The 17,222-nt window shown below is 70.7% G+C and carries 17 protein-coding genes and 1 pseudogene; 6 read left to right on the plus strand and 12 right to left on the minus strand.

The genetic code is table 11. From position 1 onward, the window contains the following. From ACLF3G_RS19595 to ACLF3G_RS19640, 10 genes and pseudogenes are all read right to left on the minus strand, one after another. A pseudogene (locus ACLF3G_RS19595) lies at positions 1-288 on the minus strand (hypothetical protein); the annotation flags it as partial. Positions 289-292: 4 nt separating this feature from the next. Then, a complete protein-coding gene (gene tolR, locus ACLF3G_RS19600; protein ID WP_430671096.1) occupies positions 293-763 on the minus strand; it encodes a protein TolR in 471 nt (156 codons plus the stop codon). 3 nt (positions 764-766) lie between these two features. Beyond that, positions 767-1,495 (minus strand): protein TolQ, encoded by a 729-nt coding sequence (gene tolQ / locus ACLF3G_RS19605; RefSeq protein ID WP_430671097.1) that lies wholly within the window; start codon positions 1,493-1,495, stop codon positions 767-769. Between the two features lie 86 nt (positions 1,496-1,581). Next, positions 1,582-1,992 (minus strand): tol-pal system-associated acyl-CoA thioesterase, encoded by a 411-nt coding sequence (ybgC, locus tag ACLF3G_RS19610; RefSeq protein WP_430671098.1) that lies wholly within the window; start codon positions 1,990-1,992, stop codon positions 1,582-1,584. Further along, entirely contained in the window at positions 1,989-3,044 is a 1,056-nt protein-coding gene (ruvB, locus tag ACLF3G_RS19615; RefSeq protein ID WP_430671099.1) for a Holliday junction branch migration DNA helicase RuvB, read from the minus strand. Before ruvB ends, ybgC begins: the two co-directional genes overlap by 4 nt. Next, positions 3,041-3,667: a Holliday junction branch migration protein RuvA gene (gene ruvA / locus ACLF3G_RS19620; RefSeq protein ID WP_430671100.1), complete on the minus strand. Its 627-nt coding sequence runs from the start codon at positions 3,665-3,667 to the stop codon at positions 3,041-3,043. The genes ruvB and ruvA overlap by 4 nt, the downstream gene beginning before the upstream one ends. Beyond that, positions 3,664-4,191 (minus strand): crossover junction endodeoxyribonuclease RuvC, encoded by a 528-nt coding sequence (ruvC, locus tag ACLF3G_RS19625; RefSeq protein ID WP_430671101.1) that lies wholly within the window; start codon positions 4,189-4,191, stop codon positions 3,664-3,666. Before ruvC ends, ruvA begins: the two co-directional genes overlap by 4 nt. A gap of 29 nt (positions 4,192-4,220) precedes the next feature. Beyond that, entirely contained in the window at positions 4,221-6,257 is a 2,037-nt protein-coding gene (locus ACLF3G_RS19630) for an acetate--CoA ligase family protein (protein WP_430671102.1), read from the minus strand. After that, a complete protein-coding gene (locus ACLF3G_RS19635) occupies positions 6,254-7,033 on the minus strand; it encodes an enoyl-CoA hydratase/isomerase family protein (protein ID WP_430671103.1) in 780 nt (259 codons plus the stop codon). Before ACLF3G_RS19635 ends, ACLF3G_RS19630 begins: the two co-directional genes overlap by 4 nt. A 13-nt stretch (positions 7,034-7,046) precedes the next feature. Further along, positions 7,047-8,033, minus strand: coding sequence for a Bug family tripartite tricarboxylate transporter substrate binding protein (locus tag ACLF3G_RS19640; protein WP_430671104.1), 987 nt, complete (start codon positions 8,031-8,033; stop codon positions 7,047-7,049). A gap of 127 nt (positions 8,034-8,160) precedes the next feature. Here ACLF3G_RS19640 and ACLF3G_RS19645 point away from each other — a divergent pair, with 127 nt between their 5' ends. Genes ACLF3G_RS19645 through ACLF3G_RS19670 form a run of 6 tightly spaced genes read left to right on the plus strand, consistent with a single transcriptional unit; the run spans position 8,161 to position 14,495 of the window. After that, entirely contained in the window at positions 8,161-9,063 is a 903-nt protein-coding gene (locus ACLF3G_RS19645) for a LysR family transcriptional regulator (RefSeq protein WP_430671105.1), read from the plus strand. Between the two features lie 47 nt (positions 9,064-9,110). Next, positions 9,111-10,208: an ABC transporter ATP-binding protein gene (locus ACLF3G_RS19650; protein WP_430671106.1), complete on the plus strand. Its 1,098-nt coding sequence runs from the start codon at positions 9,111-9,113 to the stop codon at positions 10,206-10,208. Between the two features lie 20 nt (positions 10,209-10,228). Next, complete coding sequence (locus ACLF3G_RS19655) at positions 10,229-11,512, plus strand: ABC transporter substrate-binding protein (protein ID WP_430671107.1); 1,284 nt, start codon at positions 10,229-10,231, stop codon at positions 11,510-11,512. Between the two features lie 19 nt (positions 11,513-11,531). Then, positions 11,532-12,812 carry an ABC transporter substrate-binding protein gene (locus tag ACLF3G_RS19660; protein WP_430671108.1) on the plus strand — a complete coding sequence of 427 codons (1,281 nt, stop codon included), beginning with the start codon at positions 11,532-11,534 and terminating at the stop codon, positions 12,810-12,812. Positions 12,813-12,816: 4 nt separating this feature from the next. Further along, positions 12,817-13,692: a carbohydrate ABC transporter permease gene (locus ACLF3G_RS19665; protein WP_430671109.1), complete on the plus strand. Its 876-nt coding sequence runs from the start codon at positions 12,817-12,819 to the stop codon at positions 13,690-13,692. Next, positions 13,689-14,495 (plus strand): carbohydrate ABC transporter permease, encoded by an 807-nt coding sequence (locus tag ACLF3G_RS19670; RefSeq protein WP_430671110.1) that lies wholly within the window; start codon positions 13,689-13,691, stop codon positions 14,493-14,495. Before ACLF3G_RS19665 ends, ACLF3G_RS19670 begins: the two co-directional genes overlap by 4 nt. Here ACLF3G_RS19670 and iolE read toward each other — a convergent pair. Together iolE and iolD are read right to left on the minus strand one after the other, a co-directional pair. Then, positions 14,488-15,351, minus strand: coding sequence for a myo-inosose-2 dehydratase (iolE, locus tag ACLF3G_RS19675; RefSeq protein ID WP_430671260.1), 864 nt, complete (start codon positions 15,349-15,351; stop codon positions 14,488-14,490). The two genes, ACLF3G_RS19670 and iolE, sit on opposite strands and share 8 nt — an antisense overlap. A 2-nt stretch (positions 15,352-15,353) precedes the next feature. Beyond that, on the minus strand, positions 15,354-17,189 hold the full coding sequence (gene iolD / locus ACLF3G_RS19680; protein ID WP_430671111.1) for a 3D-(3,5/4)-trihydroxycyclohexane-1,2-dione acylhydrolase (decyclizing): 1,836 nt from the start codon (positions 17,187-17,189) through the stop codon (positions 15,354-15,356). Positions 17,190-17,222 lie beyond the last annotated feature (33 nt).

Consider the following 17,222-nt stretch of genomic DNA (forward strand, 5'->3'; position numbering starts at 1 on the left):
CGCCGTGGTGGGCGGCGCCGGCGAGGGTGGCGAGGGCGAAGGCTCCGGCGGGGCCGGCACCGGATCCTGCGGCGCGGCAGGCCCGGGCTGTTCGCCCTGCGCCACGGCCGGCGGCTCCTGGTTCGTGAACTCCACCGTCATCGCCATCTCGACCGGCGGCGGCAGCGGGCGGACATAGCCATACAGCAGCCCGGCGACGCCCAGCAGCACATGCAGGCCGAGCGACACCGCGGCCCAGCGCCGCAGGGCGCGGTCCTCGGGCTCGGGCTGGAGGAGGAGGGCGACCAAGTGGCTACCTCGGCGCCCGGCCCTGGGGGGATTCGGCCAGCAGCGCGACTCGGGAGAAGCCGGCGGAGCTGACCGTGCCCATCACCTCCATCACGCGGCCATAACTGATGGCGCGGTCGCCGCGCACGAAGATGCGGCGCTCCGGCGTGCCCGGAGCCTGCTGCTGGCTGGTCAGGATGGCGCGGAGCTGCGGCACCAGCGCGTCCAGGGCCACTTCGGATTCCTGCAGGAAGACGCGGCCATCGGCGGTGACGGAGATGGTCAGCGGTTCCTGTTCCTGGTTCAGGTTGGCGGCCTGCGTCTGCGGCAGGTCCACCGGCACGCCCACCGTCATCAGCGGCGCGGCGACCATGAAGATGATGAGCAGCACCAGCATCACGTCGACCAGCGGCGTGACGTTGATCTCGCTCATCGGCCGGTAGCTGGCGCGGCCGCCGCGCACCGATTTACGGCCTCCGAAGCCACCGCCCGCCATGGCTCAGCCCTCCACCGGCTGGCGCGCCGGCGTGGCGCGGGCCGGGCCGGCCGCGGCGGTCTCCGACTGGCGCGACAGGATGGCACCGAATTCGGCGGAGAAGGCATCCAGCCTTCCGGCGAAGCGGGCCAGGTCCGTCGCCAGCTTGTTGTAGGCGATGGTGGCGGGGATGGCCGCGATCAGGCCGATGGCGGTGGCGAAGAGAGCTTCCGCAATGCCCGGCGCGACGACGGCAAGGTTCGTGCTCTGCATGCCGGCAATCGCGGAAAAACTGTTCATGATGCCCCAGACGGTGCCGAACAGGCCGATGAAGGGCGCCGCCGAGCCGACGGTCGCCAGGAAAACCATCCAGCGCTCGAGCCGGTCCATCTCACGCTGGATCGACACCATCATGGCGCGCTCGACGCGTTCCTTGAGGCCGGTCACCGCCAGGTCGCTGGTCATGGCGCGGCCGGAGGACCGGCGCCATTCGCGCATCGCGGCACCGAAGACGGCGGCGATGGGATGGGTCGGCGCCTCACCCTCGGCGGTGAACAGGTCCTCAAGGCTGCCGCCGGACCAGAAGCGGTCCTCGAAGCCATCGGCGGCGCGGTTCACCTTGCGCAGCTGCGTCAGCTTCTCGAACACCACGGCCCAGACCCAGACCGAAGCAAGCAGCAGCGAGACCATCACGGCCTTCACCACCCAGTCGGCCTGCAGGAACAGCGCCCACAGCGAAAGGTCGTGCGCCATGGGGGCCAGGGCCTGCGTGGTAACATTGCCCAAAGGCGTAACTCCTCATCATCCCCGCCGTCGGGCATGGGCCCGGTGGCGTCGCATCAGGTGGCCAGATCCCCCAGCGCCGCTCGCCACGGCTGCGGCAGGCGGGTGGGGCGCAGGCTGTCGGCGGCGACGCAGACCAGCCCGACCCGAATCCGCGCCAGCACCGCCTCCCCCCGCAGCACCGTCTGCGTCAGGTCCATGGAAGCGGCGCGGAGGTCGCGCAGGCGAGTCGTGACCAGCAGCGCCTCATCGAGTCGCGCGGGCGCCACATACTCCACTTCGATGCGCCGCACCACGAGCATCGTGTTGTAACTTTCCATCATAAGCGAATGCGGCAAGCCCATGGCCCGCAAGGATTCGGTGCGCGCCCGTTCCGCCCATTTCAGGTAGTTGGCGTGGTAGGCCACGCCGCCCGCGTCGGTGTCGTCGAAGTACACCCTGATGGGGAAGCCATCGTCCGGTTTCATTCGGATACATCCGGCGCCGGCGGCAGGGCGGCCAGAAGGTCGAGCTGTGCCGAAAGCGTGGCGGGCGGCATCAGGCCGAGGTGGCGCCAGCCCGGCTCGCCCAGCATGCGGCCGCGCGGGGTGCGCAGCACCAGGCCCTCCTGGATCAGGAAGGGCTCCACCACCTCCTCCAGCGTATCGCGGCTTTCGGCCAGCGCGGCGGCCAGCGTCTCGACCCCCACCGGGCCGCCATTGTGGTGCTCGGCGATGCGGCGGAGGTAGCGGCGGTCCTGTGCATCCAGGCCGAGCGCATCGACCTCCAGCCGCAGCAGGGCGTTGTCGACCATCGGACGGTCCGCGGCGCGGCCGGAGACCAGCGCAAAGTCGCGGATGCGGCGCAGCAGCCGGCCGGCGACGCGCGGTGTGCCGCGGGACCGCTTCGCGATCTCCAGCGCGCCGTCCTCGGTCAGCGCGAAGCCGAGTTTCTCCGCGCCGCGGCGGACGATCAGCAGCAATTCGTCCACCTCGTAGAATTGCAGCCGCAGCGGGATGCCGAAGCGGTCGCGCAGCGGCTGGGTCAGCAGCCCGGCGCGGGTGGTGGCGCCGACCAGGGTGAAGGGCGGCAGGTCGATCCGCACGGTGCGCGCCGCCGGCCCCTCCCCGATGATCAGGTCGAGGCAGAAATCCTCCATCGCCGGATACAGGGTTTCCTCGATGGCGGGTTGCAGGCGGTGGATCTCGTCCACGAACAGCACGTCGCGCGGCTGCAGGTTGGTCAGGATCGCGGCGAGATCCCCGGCCCTTTGCAGGATGGGCCCGGAGGTGGCCCGGAAGCCGACGCCAAGCTCACGGGAGACGATCTGCGCCAGCGTGGTCTTGCCGAGGCCGGGCGGGCCGAACAGCAGGACATGGTCCATCGCCTCCGCCCGCTGCCGCGCGGCGCCGATGAAGACCTGGAGGTTCTCGCGCAGCGGCCGCTGGCCGATGAATTCGGACAGGTTCTGCGGGCGCAGGCTGCCCTCCGCCGTGTCCTCCTCCTGCCGGCGGCCGGCGGTGAGGCGGTCGTCGCTCATCTGGGAGCCATATCCTTCAGTGCCTCGGTGATCAACGCGGTCAGCGTCGCGTCCTCACCCAGGCGCCGGGCGCCGCGGGCGACGGCGGCGGAGGCCTCCGGCCGCTTCCAGCCGAGGTTGACCAGGGCGGAGATGGCATCCGCCTGCGGGCCGGCGGGTTCCGGCGGCAGGCCGGGGCCGGCGGCGCCGACGCCATCGGCATCAGGCATGGCGCGGCCGACCGCCCATTTCTGCATCGCCGGTTCATCGACGATGCGGGTGGCGGTGGCGGCGCCGAGGCCCTTCACGTCGGCCAGCCGCTTCCTCTCCTTCGCGGCGATGGCGCGGGCGAGTTCGCCGGGCGCCAGGCCGGACAGCACCAGCAGGGCCTTCTGCGGGCCCACGGTCTTCACCTCGATCAGGGCTAGGAAGGCATCTCGCTCGGCGGCGTCAAAGAAGCCGAACAGCGTGATGGCGTCCTGGCTGACGCGGGTCTCGACCAGCAGCTTCTGCACACCCTCCCGCGCCGTCAGCCGGTCCAGCGTCTTGCGGGAGCAATGCACCAGGTAGCCGACACCGCCCACGTCAAGGACGCAGGCGCCTTCCTCGACGGCTTCGACCACGCCGCGCAGCGACCCGATCATGATGCCGCGGCCTTCGCGACGGCGGCGGAGAAGGCGTTCCGGGTGCTGCGGTGATGCGCGTGGCAGATGGCGATGGCCAGCGCATCGGCGGCATCGGCGCGCTTGAAGGTGACGCCGGGCAGCAGGTGGCGGACCATGGCCTGCACCTGTTCCTTGGCGGCATGGCCGTTACCGACCACGGCGCGCTTCACCTCCATGGCGCCGTATTCCCGCACCACCAGCCCGGCGAGTGCCGGCGCCAGCAGCACCACGCCGCGCGCCTGGCCGAGCTTCAGCGCGGATTCGGGGTTTCGGGCGACGTAGGTGTGCTCCACCGCCGCCTCATCCGGGGATTGTTCCGCGATGATGCGCGCCAGTCCCTGATGCAGCGCCAGCAGGCGGTGATGCAGGTCGTCACCGGCATGGGTCGAAACCACGCCCTCGGCACAGAAGCGGAGGCGATAGCCGTCATGTTCCACCAACCCCCAGCCGGTGTGCTGAAGGCCGGGATCGAGGCCGAGGATGCGAATCGGGCGGGAAGCCATCCCGCCCTTCTAGCAGATGCGACGCCGGCCTACCCCAGCACCGCCAGCCCATCCGCCGCCCGCACCCCCTGCCCCGCCGGAAGCACGAACAGCGGGTTGATCTCCGCTTCCAGCAAGCGGTCGCCGAGTGCCTCACCCATGCGGGAAAAGCCGAGGATGGCGGCGACCAGCGCCGGGACATCGGCCGCGGGGGCGCCGCGATACCCGGCCAGGATGCGGGAGACCTTGAGGGACGCGATCATGTCCTGCGCATCCCGTTCCGTCAGCGGCAGCATGCGCAGCACGGTGTCGCCGAAAATTTCGGCTGCGGTGCCGCCGGCGCCGAGCAGCACGGCGCTGCCGAGATGCGGATCCCGGACGAGGCCGAGGATCATCTCGATGCCACCGGAAACCTGTTCCTGCACCAGCAGCCCCTCCGCCTCCGGCAGCTTCGCCAACAGGCGGGCGCCGACTTCGGTGACCTGGTCGGGCGCCACGTTCAGCACGACGCCGCCGATGTCGGATTTGTGAGCCAGGTCGCGAGCCAGCAGCTTCACGACCAGCCTGGCCCCGAGCCCGGCTGCGGCGGCCTGCGCCTCGGCGGGGGTGCGGGCGGTTGCCTCGCGGGTGGCGGGGATGCCGAAATGCGCGAACAGCGCCTTGCTTTCGGATTCGTTCAGCTTGCCCGTGGGAAGCTCCGGCAGCGCAGCGGCCCGGCTTTCCGTTGCCGGCGCAGGGGCCGGGCGGGCCAGCGCGGACAGGATGGCGGCAATGCCCTCCGGCGTCGTGCTGGCGGGCACGCCGCGCGCGTTCAGCCCGGCCGCGATGTGCGGCGCGTGCGGGCTGACATAAGCGATGACCGGCTTTGCCGAACCGCCGCGCGCCTCCAGGATCGAATCGGCGACGAGGTCCGGTTGTGCCAGGGCGGAACTGCCCACCACGACCACCAGGCTGTCATAGCCCGGGCTGTCCAGCAGCGCGGCGATGGCGCCCCGGAACAGGTCCGGCCGCAGCCCGGCCAGCGTGACGTCCACCGGATTGCCGATGCTGGCATCGCCGATCAGCGCCGCAATGCGCGCGGTGGCCTCGGCATCGGGCGGCGGCAGGGTGCCGCCGGCAAGGCCCACCGCATCTGCGACCAACGCACCCGCACCGCCCGTGGAAGTCAGCACCGCGACGCGGAAGCCGGCGGCACGACGGCCGAGAGCCAGCGCGGCGGGGATTTCCAGCAGGTCGGAAAACCGCTCGGCCCGCAGCACGCCGAGGCTCTGGAAGAAGGCGTCGTACATGCGATCAGCCCCCGCCATGGCGCCGGTGTGGGAGATGGCGGCGAGCGCCCCGGCCTCGGACCGCCCGACCTTGAAGGCAACCACGGGCTTCCCGGCGGCGGCGGCGCGGCAGGCGGCGCGGCGGAACGCCTCCGGGTTGCGCAGACCCTCCAGGTACAGGGCGATGGCGGTGGTGGCGGGGTCGTCCACCAGCGCGTCGAGCATCTCGGCGACCTCGATATCGCCTTCGTTCCCGGTGGCGACCAGCTTGGCGAAGCCGATGCCGGCTGCGGCGCCGCGCGACAGCAGCGCGCCGAGGATGCCGCCGGATTGCGAGACGACGGAAAGCCCACCCGGCGGAAGATTTTCGACTTCCAGCGCGCCGGAGGCGCTGAGCACGATGTGGTCGGTCAGGTTGACCACGCCGATGGTGTTCGGGCCGAGCAGCCGCATGGACCCGGCGGCACTCTTCAGCGCGGATTGTTTTGCGGCGCCGGCCTCGCCGGTCTCGCCATAGCCGCCGGCGAGCACGATGGCGGCCTGGCAGCCGCGCGCGGCCAGGTCGCGCACCGCGGCCTCGGCGCGTTCCGGACCGACAAGCACGATGCCGACATCCGGCGCGCCGGGCAGGCTGGCGACATCGGGGTAGCAGCGCAGGCCGGCGATCTCGGCCACGCGCGGGTTCACCGGCCAGACATCGCCGGCGAAGCCGTGCTTCAGCAGGTAGCCGACCGGGCGACCGCCGGTCTTGGTGGCATCGGCGGAGGCGCCGACCACCGCGACGCTGCGCGGCCGCAGCAGGGTGCCGAGGGCGCTCACTTGGTCTTCTCGAGGAAGGCGGCGACGGAGGCGCGGTGTTCGGCGGTGGTGTAGCAGATGGCCTGGGACTGGCTGCCGATGGCGAGCACCTGCTCGAAGCTGGACTCGAGGCTGCGATCCAGCGTCGCCTTGGCGAGCGACAGGGCGGCGGCGGAATGCGTGCCCATCTGCGCCGCCCAGTCCTGCGCGGCGACCGCCAGCTCGGCGTCCGGCACCACGCGATCGGCCAGGCCGATGGCCAGCGCCTCCGCCGCGCCGACGCGGCGCGCACTGAACACCAGTTCCTTGGCGCGGGCGAGGCCGACGCGGCGCGGCAGGAAATACATGCCGCCGCCGTCCGGGATCAGGCCGCGGGCCAGGAAGCTCATGGTGAAGTGAGCTTTCTCGCCGCACAGGATGAAGTCGCAGGCCAGCGCGACGTCGGCGCCGAGGCCGGCCGCCGCGCCGTTCACCGCGGCGATCACCGGCTTCGGCATGTGGTGCAGCAACGTCACGGCGCGATGCGTACGGGACTGCCGGCGCCAGCCATTGATCGCCACCTCCTCCGGCGGCGCTGCGAGCCGGCCTTGCATGCCGCGCACATCGCCGCCGGCGCAGAAGGCGGTGCCGGCGCCGGTGACGACCAGCGCCTTGATCGCCGCGTCCGCCGCCACTGCCTCCAGCGCCTCGATCATCTCGCCGCGCATGGCATCGTCGATGGCGTTGCGCACCTCCGGGCGGTTCAGGGTGAGCGTGGCGATGCCGGATTCAACCGTCAGCAGGATGGCGTCGGACATGGGGATCGGTCCCTTACTGCACGCGCAGGTTGGCGCGCTCGACCACGCGAGCCCAGCGTTCGCGGTCGGAGGCCAGAAGTCGGGTGAAATGCGCCGGCTCCGGGCTGGGGGCGATCTCGTCGACGCCCGAGGCGATCAGGCGGCGCTTCACATCCTCCTGGTTCATCGCGGCGACGGCGGCGGCGTGCAGCACCGCGATGCGGTCCGCCGGGGTGCCTGCGGGAGCGAGAAGCCCGTACCAGGTGGAGCTGTCCAGTTCCGGAAAGCCCTGTTCCACACTGGTGGACAGGTTCGGCAGGGCGACGCTGCGCGACTGGCCGGCGATGGCGATGGCACGGATCTTCTCCGCCTCGATATGCGGCTGCAACGGAGCGGAGGCGTTGGTCAGCAGGTCCAGCCGGCCGGCAATCAGATCGTTCAGGGCGGGGCCGGTGCCGCGATAGTGGATCGGCTCCATCTCGATGCCCAGCACCACGCCGATCATCGCGCCGAGCGCATGGCCGTTGGTGCCAACGCCCGGCGTGCCGAAGCGCAGCGGCTCCCGCCGTGCCTTGCCGAGGGCCTGGAGTTCGCGAAGGTTCGTGGCCCGCACGCTGGGATGCACGGTGATGACGTTGGGCGAGGCGCCGAGATAGGCGATCGCCGCGAAGTCGCGCACGGGGTCATAGGGCAGCCGCGACTGGACGAGCGATGAGATGACGAAGCTGCCGGACCCGGCCAGCAGCATGGTGTGGCCATCCGGTTCCGCCTTGGCGACCGCGTCATTGCCCAGCACGCCGCCAGCGCCGCCGCGATTTTCCACGACGACGGGCTGGCCGAGGCGCTGCGCCATGGCATCGCCGAGCATGCGGCCGACCACGTCGTTGCTGCCGCCGGCGGTGAAGGGAATGACCATGCGCACCGGGCGGGTCGGGAAGCTTTGCGCGCGGGCGACGCGGGACAGGAAGGCGGGAGCGGCGAGGGCCGTGAGGCCCAGAAGGGCGGAACGCCGGTTCACCATGGGATGTGTCCTCCGTTGTTTGGCGGGCCTTCAGACGGGTCCGCGCAGGGTGATGTGTGGGCTGTCGGCGGCCCGAGGGCCAGCCTGGGATGCTTGCCCTACCCCAAGCCTGCATTATGCTTGCCCCATGCCGGACGCCCTGCCGCCGCTGATCTCGCTGCACACCTTCGCACTGGTCGCGGAAACCGGCAGCCTGACCGCGGCCGGCGCGCGGCTGAACCTGACCCAGCCCGCGGTCAGCCGGCGGATCCGCGAGTTGGAGGCGGCGCTGGGCGTGACGCTGGTGCATCGCGGCGCCAATGCGCTGCGGCTGACCGAGGACGGGCTGCGCTATGCCGCGGCGCTGCAGAACGCCTTCGGCGCCATTGCCGCCGCGACACTGGCCTTGCAGGGCGCCGCCGCGCCGCCGTTGCGGGTGCGGGCCTACACCACCTGGGCGATGCGCTGGCTGATTCCGCGCCTGCCGCGTTTCCGTGCGCGGCATCCGGGGGTCGAGGTCGAGGTGGTCACCTCCACCACCCCGGTGGTGGATTTCGCGCGGGAAGGGCTGGATGCGGCGATCCGTAGCGGCCCGGCCGGGGCGCCACCGGCGCGCGGCGCGGTGCGGCTGCAACCCGTCGATGTCGCGCCCTATGCCGCGCCGGGTGCCGCCCGGCTGGGCCTCGGGCAGTTGACACTGCTCGGCAGCCGGGTGCGGCCACGCGACTGGGCCTGCTGGTTCGCCGCCGCCGGAATGGCCGCGCCGGCCGCGCCGCCGCTGCTGTTCGAGAGCAGTTCGCTGGCAATCCAGGCGGCGCTGGAGGGGCTCGGCGCCGTCATCAGCCCGCCGGGCTTCGTCGAGGAGGATGTGCGGCGGCGGCGCCTGAAGCGGCTGTCGCCGGTGCTGGCGGCAACCGGCGACCACTACTGGCTGCTGCTGCCGCCGGGCGCAGCGCGGGACCGCGGCGAGGCCTTCCGGGACTGGCTGCTGGAGGAAGTCGCCGCCATGGCTCGCGAAACCCCCTCGCCTCCGGCGCTGTCATCGGCCTAACCTCGGGCTGTCATCGCACTGTCACGACAAGAGGCTAAACGCCCGGCATGCCAGATACACCCGCCTCGCCTGGCGAGATTCGCCTCCAGGGCATCGCCAAGTCCTTCGGCGCGACCCATGCCTTGCAGCAGGTGACGCTGGCGGCCCGGCCAGGGACCTTCCTGGTGCTGCTGGGGCCGTCCGGATGCGGCAAGTCCACGCTGTTGCGAGTGGTCGCGGGGCTGGAGGCACCGACGGCGGGGCAGTTGTTCATCAACGGGCGCGAGGCCACCGGCCTGCCGCCGGCCGCGCGCGGCATCGCGATGGTGTTCCAGTCCTACGCGCTGTTCCCGCACCTGTCGGTGGCGGAGAACATCGTCTTCGGCCTGCGCGCACGCAGCGTCCCGAGCGCCGAACGGCAGGCCCGGCTGAAGCAGACCGCCGAGATGATGGGGCTTGCGGCCCTGCTGGATCGCCGGCCGAGCCAGCTTTCCGGCGGCCAGCAGCAGCGCGTGGCGCTGGCCCGTGCCGTGGTGGCGCAGGCGCCGATCTGCCTGATGGACGAGCCGCTGTCGAACCTCGACGCCAAGCTGCGCGCGGAGATGCGGCGCGAGATCCGCGCGCTGCAACAGCGCCTCGGTATCACCATGGTCTATGTCACCCACGACCAGGCCGAGGCGATGAGCATGGCCGACCAGGTGGTTCTGATGCGCGACGGCCATGTCGAGCAGGATGCGACGCCGGCCGAGTTGTACGCGCGCCCCGCCACCACCTTCGCCGCCAGCTTCATCGGCACCCCGCCGATGTCCCTGCTGCGGCTGGTGCCGGGCGCGCAGGGCGCGGAGGTGGCGGGCGCGCCGGGCGTGGCGGTGGCGGCGCGGGAAGCCGCCGGGGCCACGCTCGGCATCCGGCCGGAGGAAGTGGTGCCGACCGATGGCGCCGGCCTGCCGGTGCGCGTGCTGGCGGCCGAGTTCCTTGGCGCGGAGACGGTGCTGGCCTGCGCCGTGGGCAACGGCGCGGAGGTGATGCAGGCGCGCATCCCGGGCCACCACGCCATGCCCGCCAACACCACGCTGCGGCTGCGCCTGCCGCCGGCGCTGCATCTGTTCGACACGGCGACCGGACGGCGGATGCCGGAACCGGTGCGCCAATCCGCCCTCGCCTGAATTTCGGGAGACCTTCCGCCATGACCCTCACGCGACGCCTCGCCCTTGGCGGCCTTGCCGCCGCCCCGCTGCTGTCCGCGCCTGCCCTGCGGGCGCAGGCGCCGGTGGAGATCGTGTTCAACTATCCGATCGCCGTCGGCGGCCCGATCACCCGCATCATCGACGGCTACTGCGAGGATTTCGCGCGCGAGAATCCGGGCTTCCGCGTGAAGCCGATCTATGCCGGCTCCTACCAGGACACGCTGACGAAGACGCTGACCGCAATGCGCGGCGGCGACGCGCCGCAGATGGCCTGCCTGCTGGCCGTCGATATCTTCACCCTGATCGGCGAGGACGCCGTGCTGGCCTGGGACGACCTGCCCGGCGTCGACCGTGCCTGGCTCGATGGGTTCTATCCGAGCTTCCTCGAGAACAGCCGCACCGCCGGCAAGACCTGGGGCGTGCCGTTCCAGCGGTCCACCGTGGTGATGTACTGGAACAAGGAAGCTTTTCGGGAAGCTGGGCTCGACCCGGAAACACCGCCGGCGGACTGGGCGCAGCAGGTCGAGTTCGCGCAGAAACTGACGAAGCGGCAAGGTGACGCCACCAGCCAGTGGGGCATGCAGATCCCGTCCTCCGGCTTCCCTTATTGGCTGTTCCAGGGGCTGACGACGCAGAACGACGTGCGGCTGATGAACGCCGAGGGCAACCGCACCAACTTCGCCGACCCGAAGGTGGCGGAGGCGCTGCAATACTGGATGGACCTGGCGATGAAGCACCGCGTGCATCCGCCCGGCATCGTCGAGTGGGGCACCACGCCGCGCGATTTCTTCGAGCGCAAGGTGGCGATGATGTGGACCACCACCGGCAACCTGACCAACGTGCGCCGCAACGCCCCCTTCCCGTTCGGCGTCGGCATGCTGCCCGCCGGCAAGCGTCGCGGCAGCCCGACCGGCGGCGGCAACCTGTACCTGTTCAAGTCGGCCAGCGCCGCGCAGCGCGAGGGCGCGGTGAAGTTCGCCCGCTTCCTGACGACGCCGGAACGCGCCGCACAATGGGGCATCGACACAGGCTATGTCGCCGTGACGCCCGCGGCCTTTGAGACGCAGGTGATGCGCGCCTATGTCGCGGAGTTCCCGCCCGCCGCCGTCGCGCGCGACCAGTTGCCGCATGCGGTGGCGGAGCTTTCGACGCAGGAGAACCAGCGCGTGACCAAGGCGCTGAACGACAACCTCCAGGCCGCGCTGACCGGCCGCAAGCAGGCAGGCCCCGCCATGGCCGATGCGCAGGCCGAGGCCGAGCGAATCCTTCGCAGCTACCGCTGAAGAAAAGGAAATAAATGCCATGACACGTCTCACCCGTCGCGCCGCGCTGGTCGCCGGCGCCGGCCTGCTCGCGGCCCCGCGCATCGGCGCGGCGCAGAATGTGCGCGAGCTGACCTTCTACTTCCCGATCGCGGTGGGCGGCCCGATCCCGCGCATCATCGACGGCTACTGCGAGAGCTTCCAGCGCGAGAGCGGCATCAAGGTGAACCCGGTCTATGCCGGGTCCTACGGCGAGACGCTGACCAAGGCCGTCACCGCCATCCGCGGCGGCAGCGGCCCGCATTTCTCGGTCCTGCTGGCGGCGGAACTGCACAGCCTGCGGGACATGGACATCCTGGCCCCGGTCGAGGAGGTGGATGCCAGCCCCGGGGTGCAGGACTGGCTCGGCGGCTTCTTCCCTGCCTTCATGGCGAACAGCCGCGCCGACCAGAAGACCTGGTCGGTGCCGTTCCAGCGTTCCACCAGCGTGTATTTCTACAACAAGGACCTGTTCCAGGCGGCCGGGCTGAACCCGGAGGCGCCGCCGCGCACCTGGGCGCAGTTGGTCGAGGCCGGCCGCGCGCTGACGAAGGATGGGCGCTGGGGCGTCAAGCTGTCCAACAGCAGCGGCAACGGGCAGTGGACCTTCGGCGCGCTTGCGAACCAGGTCGGCCACAAGCTGATGAACGACGCAGGGACGGAGGTGTACTTCACCGATCCGCGCGCCGTGGAGGCCGCGAATTTCTGGCGCGACCTGGCCTTCACGCACCGCATCACGCCGCAGGGGCAGACGGATTGGGCAGTGCTAGCGCCGGACTTCCTGAACCAGACGGCGGCGATGATCTATTCGACCACCGGCAACCTCACCAACATGCGCACCAACGCCCGCTTCAACTTCGGCGTCGCAGGCCTGCCCGGCAAGGAAGGCCCGCGCACCGTGGTCGGCGGCGGCAACCTGTACATCTTCAAGAACGCCAGCCCGGCCGAGCGCGCAGCGGCACTGCGCTTCATCCGCCATGTCACGGCGCCTGAGATGGCGGCGGATTGGTGCATCCGCACCGGCTACCTGGCGGTTCGCGAGGATGCCTGGCAGACCGAGGCACTGCGCAAGCATACCGAGCAGGTGCCGGCGGCGCTGGTCGCCAAGGAACAGATCCCGGTCGCAACCGGGGAGCTTTCGACGTACGAGAACCAGCGCGTCTACAAGGCGCTGAACGACAACCTCCAGGCGCTGCTGGCCGGGTCGAAGACGGCACAGCAGGCCATGGCGGACACCCAGGCGGAAGCCACCCGCGTGCTGCGCTCGTTCCGGCGGGCCTGAGCCGGTGCCGTCCCGCACCACGCTGCACGCCTGGCTGCTGCTGAGCCCGGCGCTGGTGCTGCTGGTCGGCTTCACCCACTACCCGGCGATCGCCACATTCTGGCATTCGCTGTTCACCACGCCGCGGGCCAACCGGCCCGCACGCTTCATCGGCGTTGAGAACTACGCGGCACTCGCCGATGACCCGGTGTTCTGGCAGGCGCTGTGGAACAACCTGATCTACGCCGGCGCCACCATCCCGCTGTCGATCGGCATCGCGCTGGCGATGGCGCTGTGGGTGAACGGCAAGATGCGGGGGCGCACCGCGCTGCGCATCGCCTTCTTCACGCCGACCGTGCTGCCGATGATCGCGGTGGCGAACCTGTGGCTGTTCTTCTACACGCCGGATTACGGGCTGCTGGACCAGGTCACGCGCTTCCTGTTCGGCTGGGGGCCGACCAACTGGATCGGGCAGCGGGAGACGGCGCTGGGCGCGATGATCGTGGTGGCGGTCTGGAAGGAGGCCGGCTTCTTCATGATCTTCTACCTGGCCGCGTTGCAGGCAATCCCGCCCAACCTGTACGAGGCCGCCGCCATCGAGGGTGCCTCTCGCGCCCGGGTGTTCTTCCGCGTCACGCTGCCGCTGCTAGGGCCAACCACACTGTTCATCGCGGTGAATGCGGTGATCAACGGCTTCCGGCTGGTGGACCACATCATCGTCATGACGCGCGGCGGGCCGGACAATGCCACGGCGCTGCTGCTGACCTACATCTACGAGGTCGGCTTCCGCTTCTGGGATACCGCGACGGCCTCCGCCCTCACCGTCATCCTGCTGGTGATCCTGGCGGCGACGGCGGCGCTGCAATTCATCTTTGCGGAGAAGCGGGTGCATTACCGATGAAGGCGACCCGCCTGCTGGAAACCGCGGCCGCCTGGCTGCTGGCGCTGGTCTGGGTCGCGCCGCTGCTCTACGCGATATGGGCCGCGATCCACCCCACCGGCTATTCGACGCGGTTCGAGCTGTTCGCGCCGCTGACGCTGGAGAACTTCGCGGCCGCCTGGGATGCGGCACCCTTCGCGCGCTACTTCCTCAACACGTTCGCCCTGGTGACGATGGTGCTGGTGGCGCAGTTCGTGCTGTGCACCCTGGCCGCCTTCGCCTTCGCGCGCGGCAGCTTCCCCGGCAGCGGCATCCTGTTTGCGCTGGTGCTGGTGCAGTTGATGATCATGCCGGACATCCTGCTGGTCGAGAACTACCGCAGCATGCGGACGCTGGGCCTGGTGGACACCATCCTGGCGATCGGCCTTCCCTACATGGCCAGCGCCTTCGGCATCTTCCTGCTGCGGCAGACCTTCAAGCAGGTGCCGAAGGAGTTGGAGGAAGCGGCGCGGGTCGAAGGCTGCGGCACGCTCGGAATCCTGCTGCGCGTCTATGTGCCGCTGGCGAAGCCGACCTACCTGGCCTACGGGCTGACCAGCGTGTCCTACCACTGGAACAACTTCCTCTGGCCGCTCGTCATCACCAACAGCGTCGAGACGCGGCCGCTGACGGTGGGGCTTTCCGTCTTCGCCTCCACGGACCAGGGCATCGACTGGGCGATCATCAGCGCCGCGACGCTGATGACCTCGGCGCCGCTATTGCTCGGCTTCCTGCTGTTCCAGCGTCAGTTCGTGCAATCCTTCATGCGGGCGGGCATCAGGTGATGCGCGCCAGGTAGTCGTGGCCCATCCGCGCATAGGTCAGCGGATGCGCCTTGGCCGGGTCCTGCTCGGCCTCCACCACCAGCCAGCCTTCATAATTCGGCAGGTTTCGGAAGACCGCGGGGTAGTCGACGCAGCCATCGCCGGGGACGGTGAAAACGCCTTCCAACACGGAGTCCAGGAAGGACAGGTTCCGCCCCAGCACGTCCTGCATCACCGCCGCACGAATATCCTTGCAATGCACATGCACCACCCGCGCCGCATGGCGCTGCGCGGCGCGCACCGGGTCGCCGCCGGCGAAAGTTAGATGGCCGGTATCCAGCAGCAGGCCGACGTCGCGCGTACCCTCCATCAGGCGGTCCACCTCCGACTCCGCCTCGATCACCGTGCCCATGTGGTGGTGGTAGGCCATGGCGAGGCCACGGTCGCGCAGGCGGCGCGCCATCTCGTCCAGGCGCGGCATCAGCACGTCCCACTGCGCGGCCGCCAGCACCGGGCGGTGGTGCAGCGGCGTCTGCTTTTCGCCGTGCACGCTGCCGGTGACCTCGCAATGCACCATCGCGGTGCAACCGAGGGCGGAGAGCAGCGCGATATGCGGCTCCGCCTCCGCCATCTCGGCCTCCACGTCGCGCTCCAGCAGGCGGGAGCCGTACCACCCGGACACCAGCGCCAGGCCATGCCGGTCCAGGATCGGGCGCAACTGCGCGGCGGTGCGGGGAAACTTGTTGCCGAGTTCGACTCCGGCGAAGCCGGCCAGCTTGGCCTCCGCCAGGCAGGTCTCCAGCGGAGTCTCCGCGCCGAGCTCCGGCATGTCGTCATTCGTCCAGGTCAGCGGGTTGATCCCGAGCCGCACCTTCATCGTCACTGAACCCCCTGCTTGCGTCGCGCCGTCTCATAGCCCTGCCGCGCCGCCACCTGCGCCGCGCCGCGCGGCGCCGCGCTGACCGGAACGTCCCACCATGCGCCGCCTTCCGCCGTGCTGGCGGCCGGGTCGGTGTCGATGACCACGACGCTGGTGCGCTTGCTGGCCAGCGCCTTCGGCAGCGCAGCCTCCAGCCCGGCAATGCCATCGACCTTCACCGCATGGGCACCGAGTGCCTTCGCATGCGCGGCGAAATCGATGCGTGGCGCGGCATCCGGCAGCAGGTTCAGGAAGGGCTCGCCGCCCGAGGCCCGCTGCAACCGGCTGATACAGCCGAAGCCGCGGTTGTCCAGCACCACGATGGTCAGTTTCGCGCCGAGCATCACGCTGGTGGCGATCTCGCTGTTCATCATCAGGTAGCTGCCGTCGCCGACCAGCACCACCACCTCCCGCTTCGGGGCCGCCAGCTTCACGCCGAGCCCCCCGGCGATCTCGTAGCCCATGCAGGAAAAGCCGTACTCGACGTGGTAGGAGGCCGGATGCGTCGCGCGCCACAGCTTGTGCAATTCGCCCGGCAGGCCGCCGGCGGCGCAGACCATGATGCCATCCGACGGCATCGCGCGGTTGACGGCGCCGAGCACCTGCGCATCGGAGGGGAGCGCGGCCTCGCGTGGCTTCGGCGCGGCCGTGATGCGCTCCACGCTGCGGTGCCAGCGACCCGTCGCCGTCACCGCCTTTTCCTGCCACGGCCGCGGCGCATCCCAGCGGCCGAGGCCGGCATCCAGCGCCGCCAGGCCACGCGCCGCATCCGCCACCAGCGGCAGCGCGCCATGCTTGAAGGCGTCGAAGCCCGCGACGTTCAGGCCGATCAGCGTCGCCGCCGGGAACAGGGCGCGGGAGCCGGTGGTGAAGTCGGCGAGCCGCGTGCCGATGGCCAGCACCACATCCGCCTTCTCCGCCAGCGCATTGGCGGCGGCGCTGCCGGTGACGCCGATGGCGCCGGCATTGCGCGGATGGTCCCACGGCAGGCTGCCCTTGCCGGCCTGGGTTTCCGCCACCGGCACGCCGTGGCGATGCGCGAAATCGGCCAGCGCGGCCTCCGCGCCGGCATACTTCACGCCGCCACCGGCCAGGATGAGCGGCCGTTTCGATTCGCGCAGCAGCGCCACGGCGTCGTGCAATTCGTGCTGGTCGGGTTCCGGCGCGCGGGGGCGGTGCAGGCGCTTGCGGAAGAAGTCGGTGGGCCAGTCAAAGGCCTCGGTCTGGACATCCTGCGGGAAGGCGATGGTGGCGGGGCCGCACTCCGCCGGGTCCGTCAGCACCCGCAGCGCTGCGGGCAGTGCCGCCAGAAGCTGCTCCGGGCGCATGATCCGGTCGAAGTAGCGGGAGACCGGGCGAAAGCAGTCATTGGCGGAGACGGTGCCGTCGCCAAAGTTCTCCACCTGTTGCAGCACCGGGTCCGGCCCGCGGCCGGCGAAGACGTCGCCGGGCAGCAGCAGCACCGGCAGCCGGTTCACATGCGCCAGCGCCGCCGCCGTGACCATGTTGGTCGCGCCCGGCCCGATGGAGGTGGTGCAGGCCATCATCCGGCGCCGCGCATGGGTGCGGGCATAGGCGATGGCGGCGTGCGCCATGGCCTGTTCATTGTGCGCCCGGAAGGCCGGCAGGGCGCGGCCCATGGCGTGCAGCGCCGGGCCGAGTCCCGCCACGTTGCCGTGGCCGAAAATCGCCCAGACACCGCCGAACAGCGGCATGGTGCGGCCCTCCAGCTCGGTCATCTGGGCGGCGAGGAAGCGCCAGGTGGCCTCCGCGGCAGTCAGGCGTATGGTGCCCATGATTTCGGTCCTGGACGTCCTCGGCGGTCTTCC

The sequence above is a fragment of the Falsiroseomonas sp. HC035 genome, from assembly GCF_050563525.1.
Taxonomy (GTDB): Bacteria; Pseudomonadota; Alphaproteobacteria; order Acetobacterales; family Acetobacteraceae; genus Falsiroseomonas.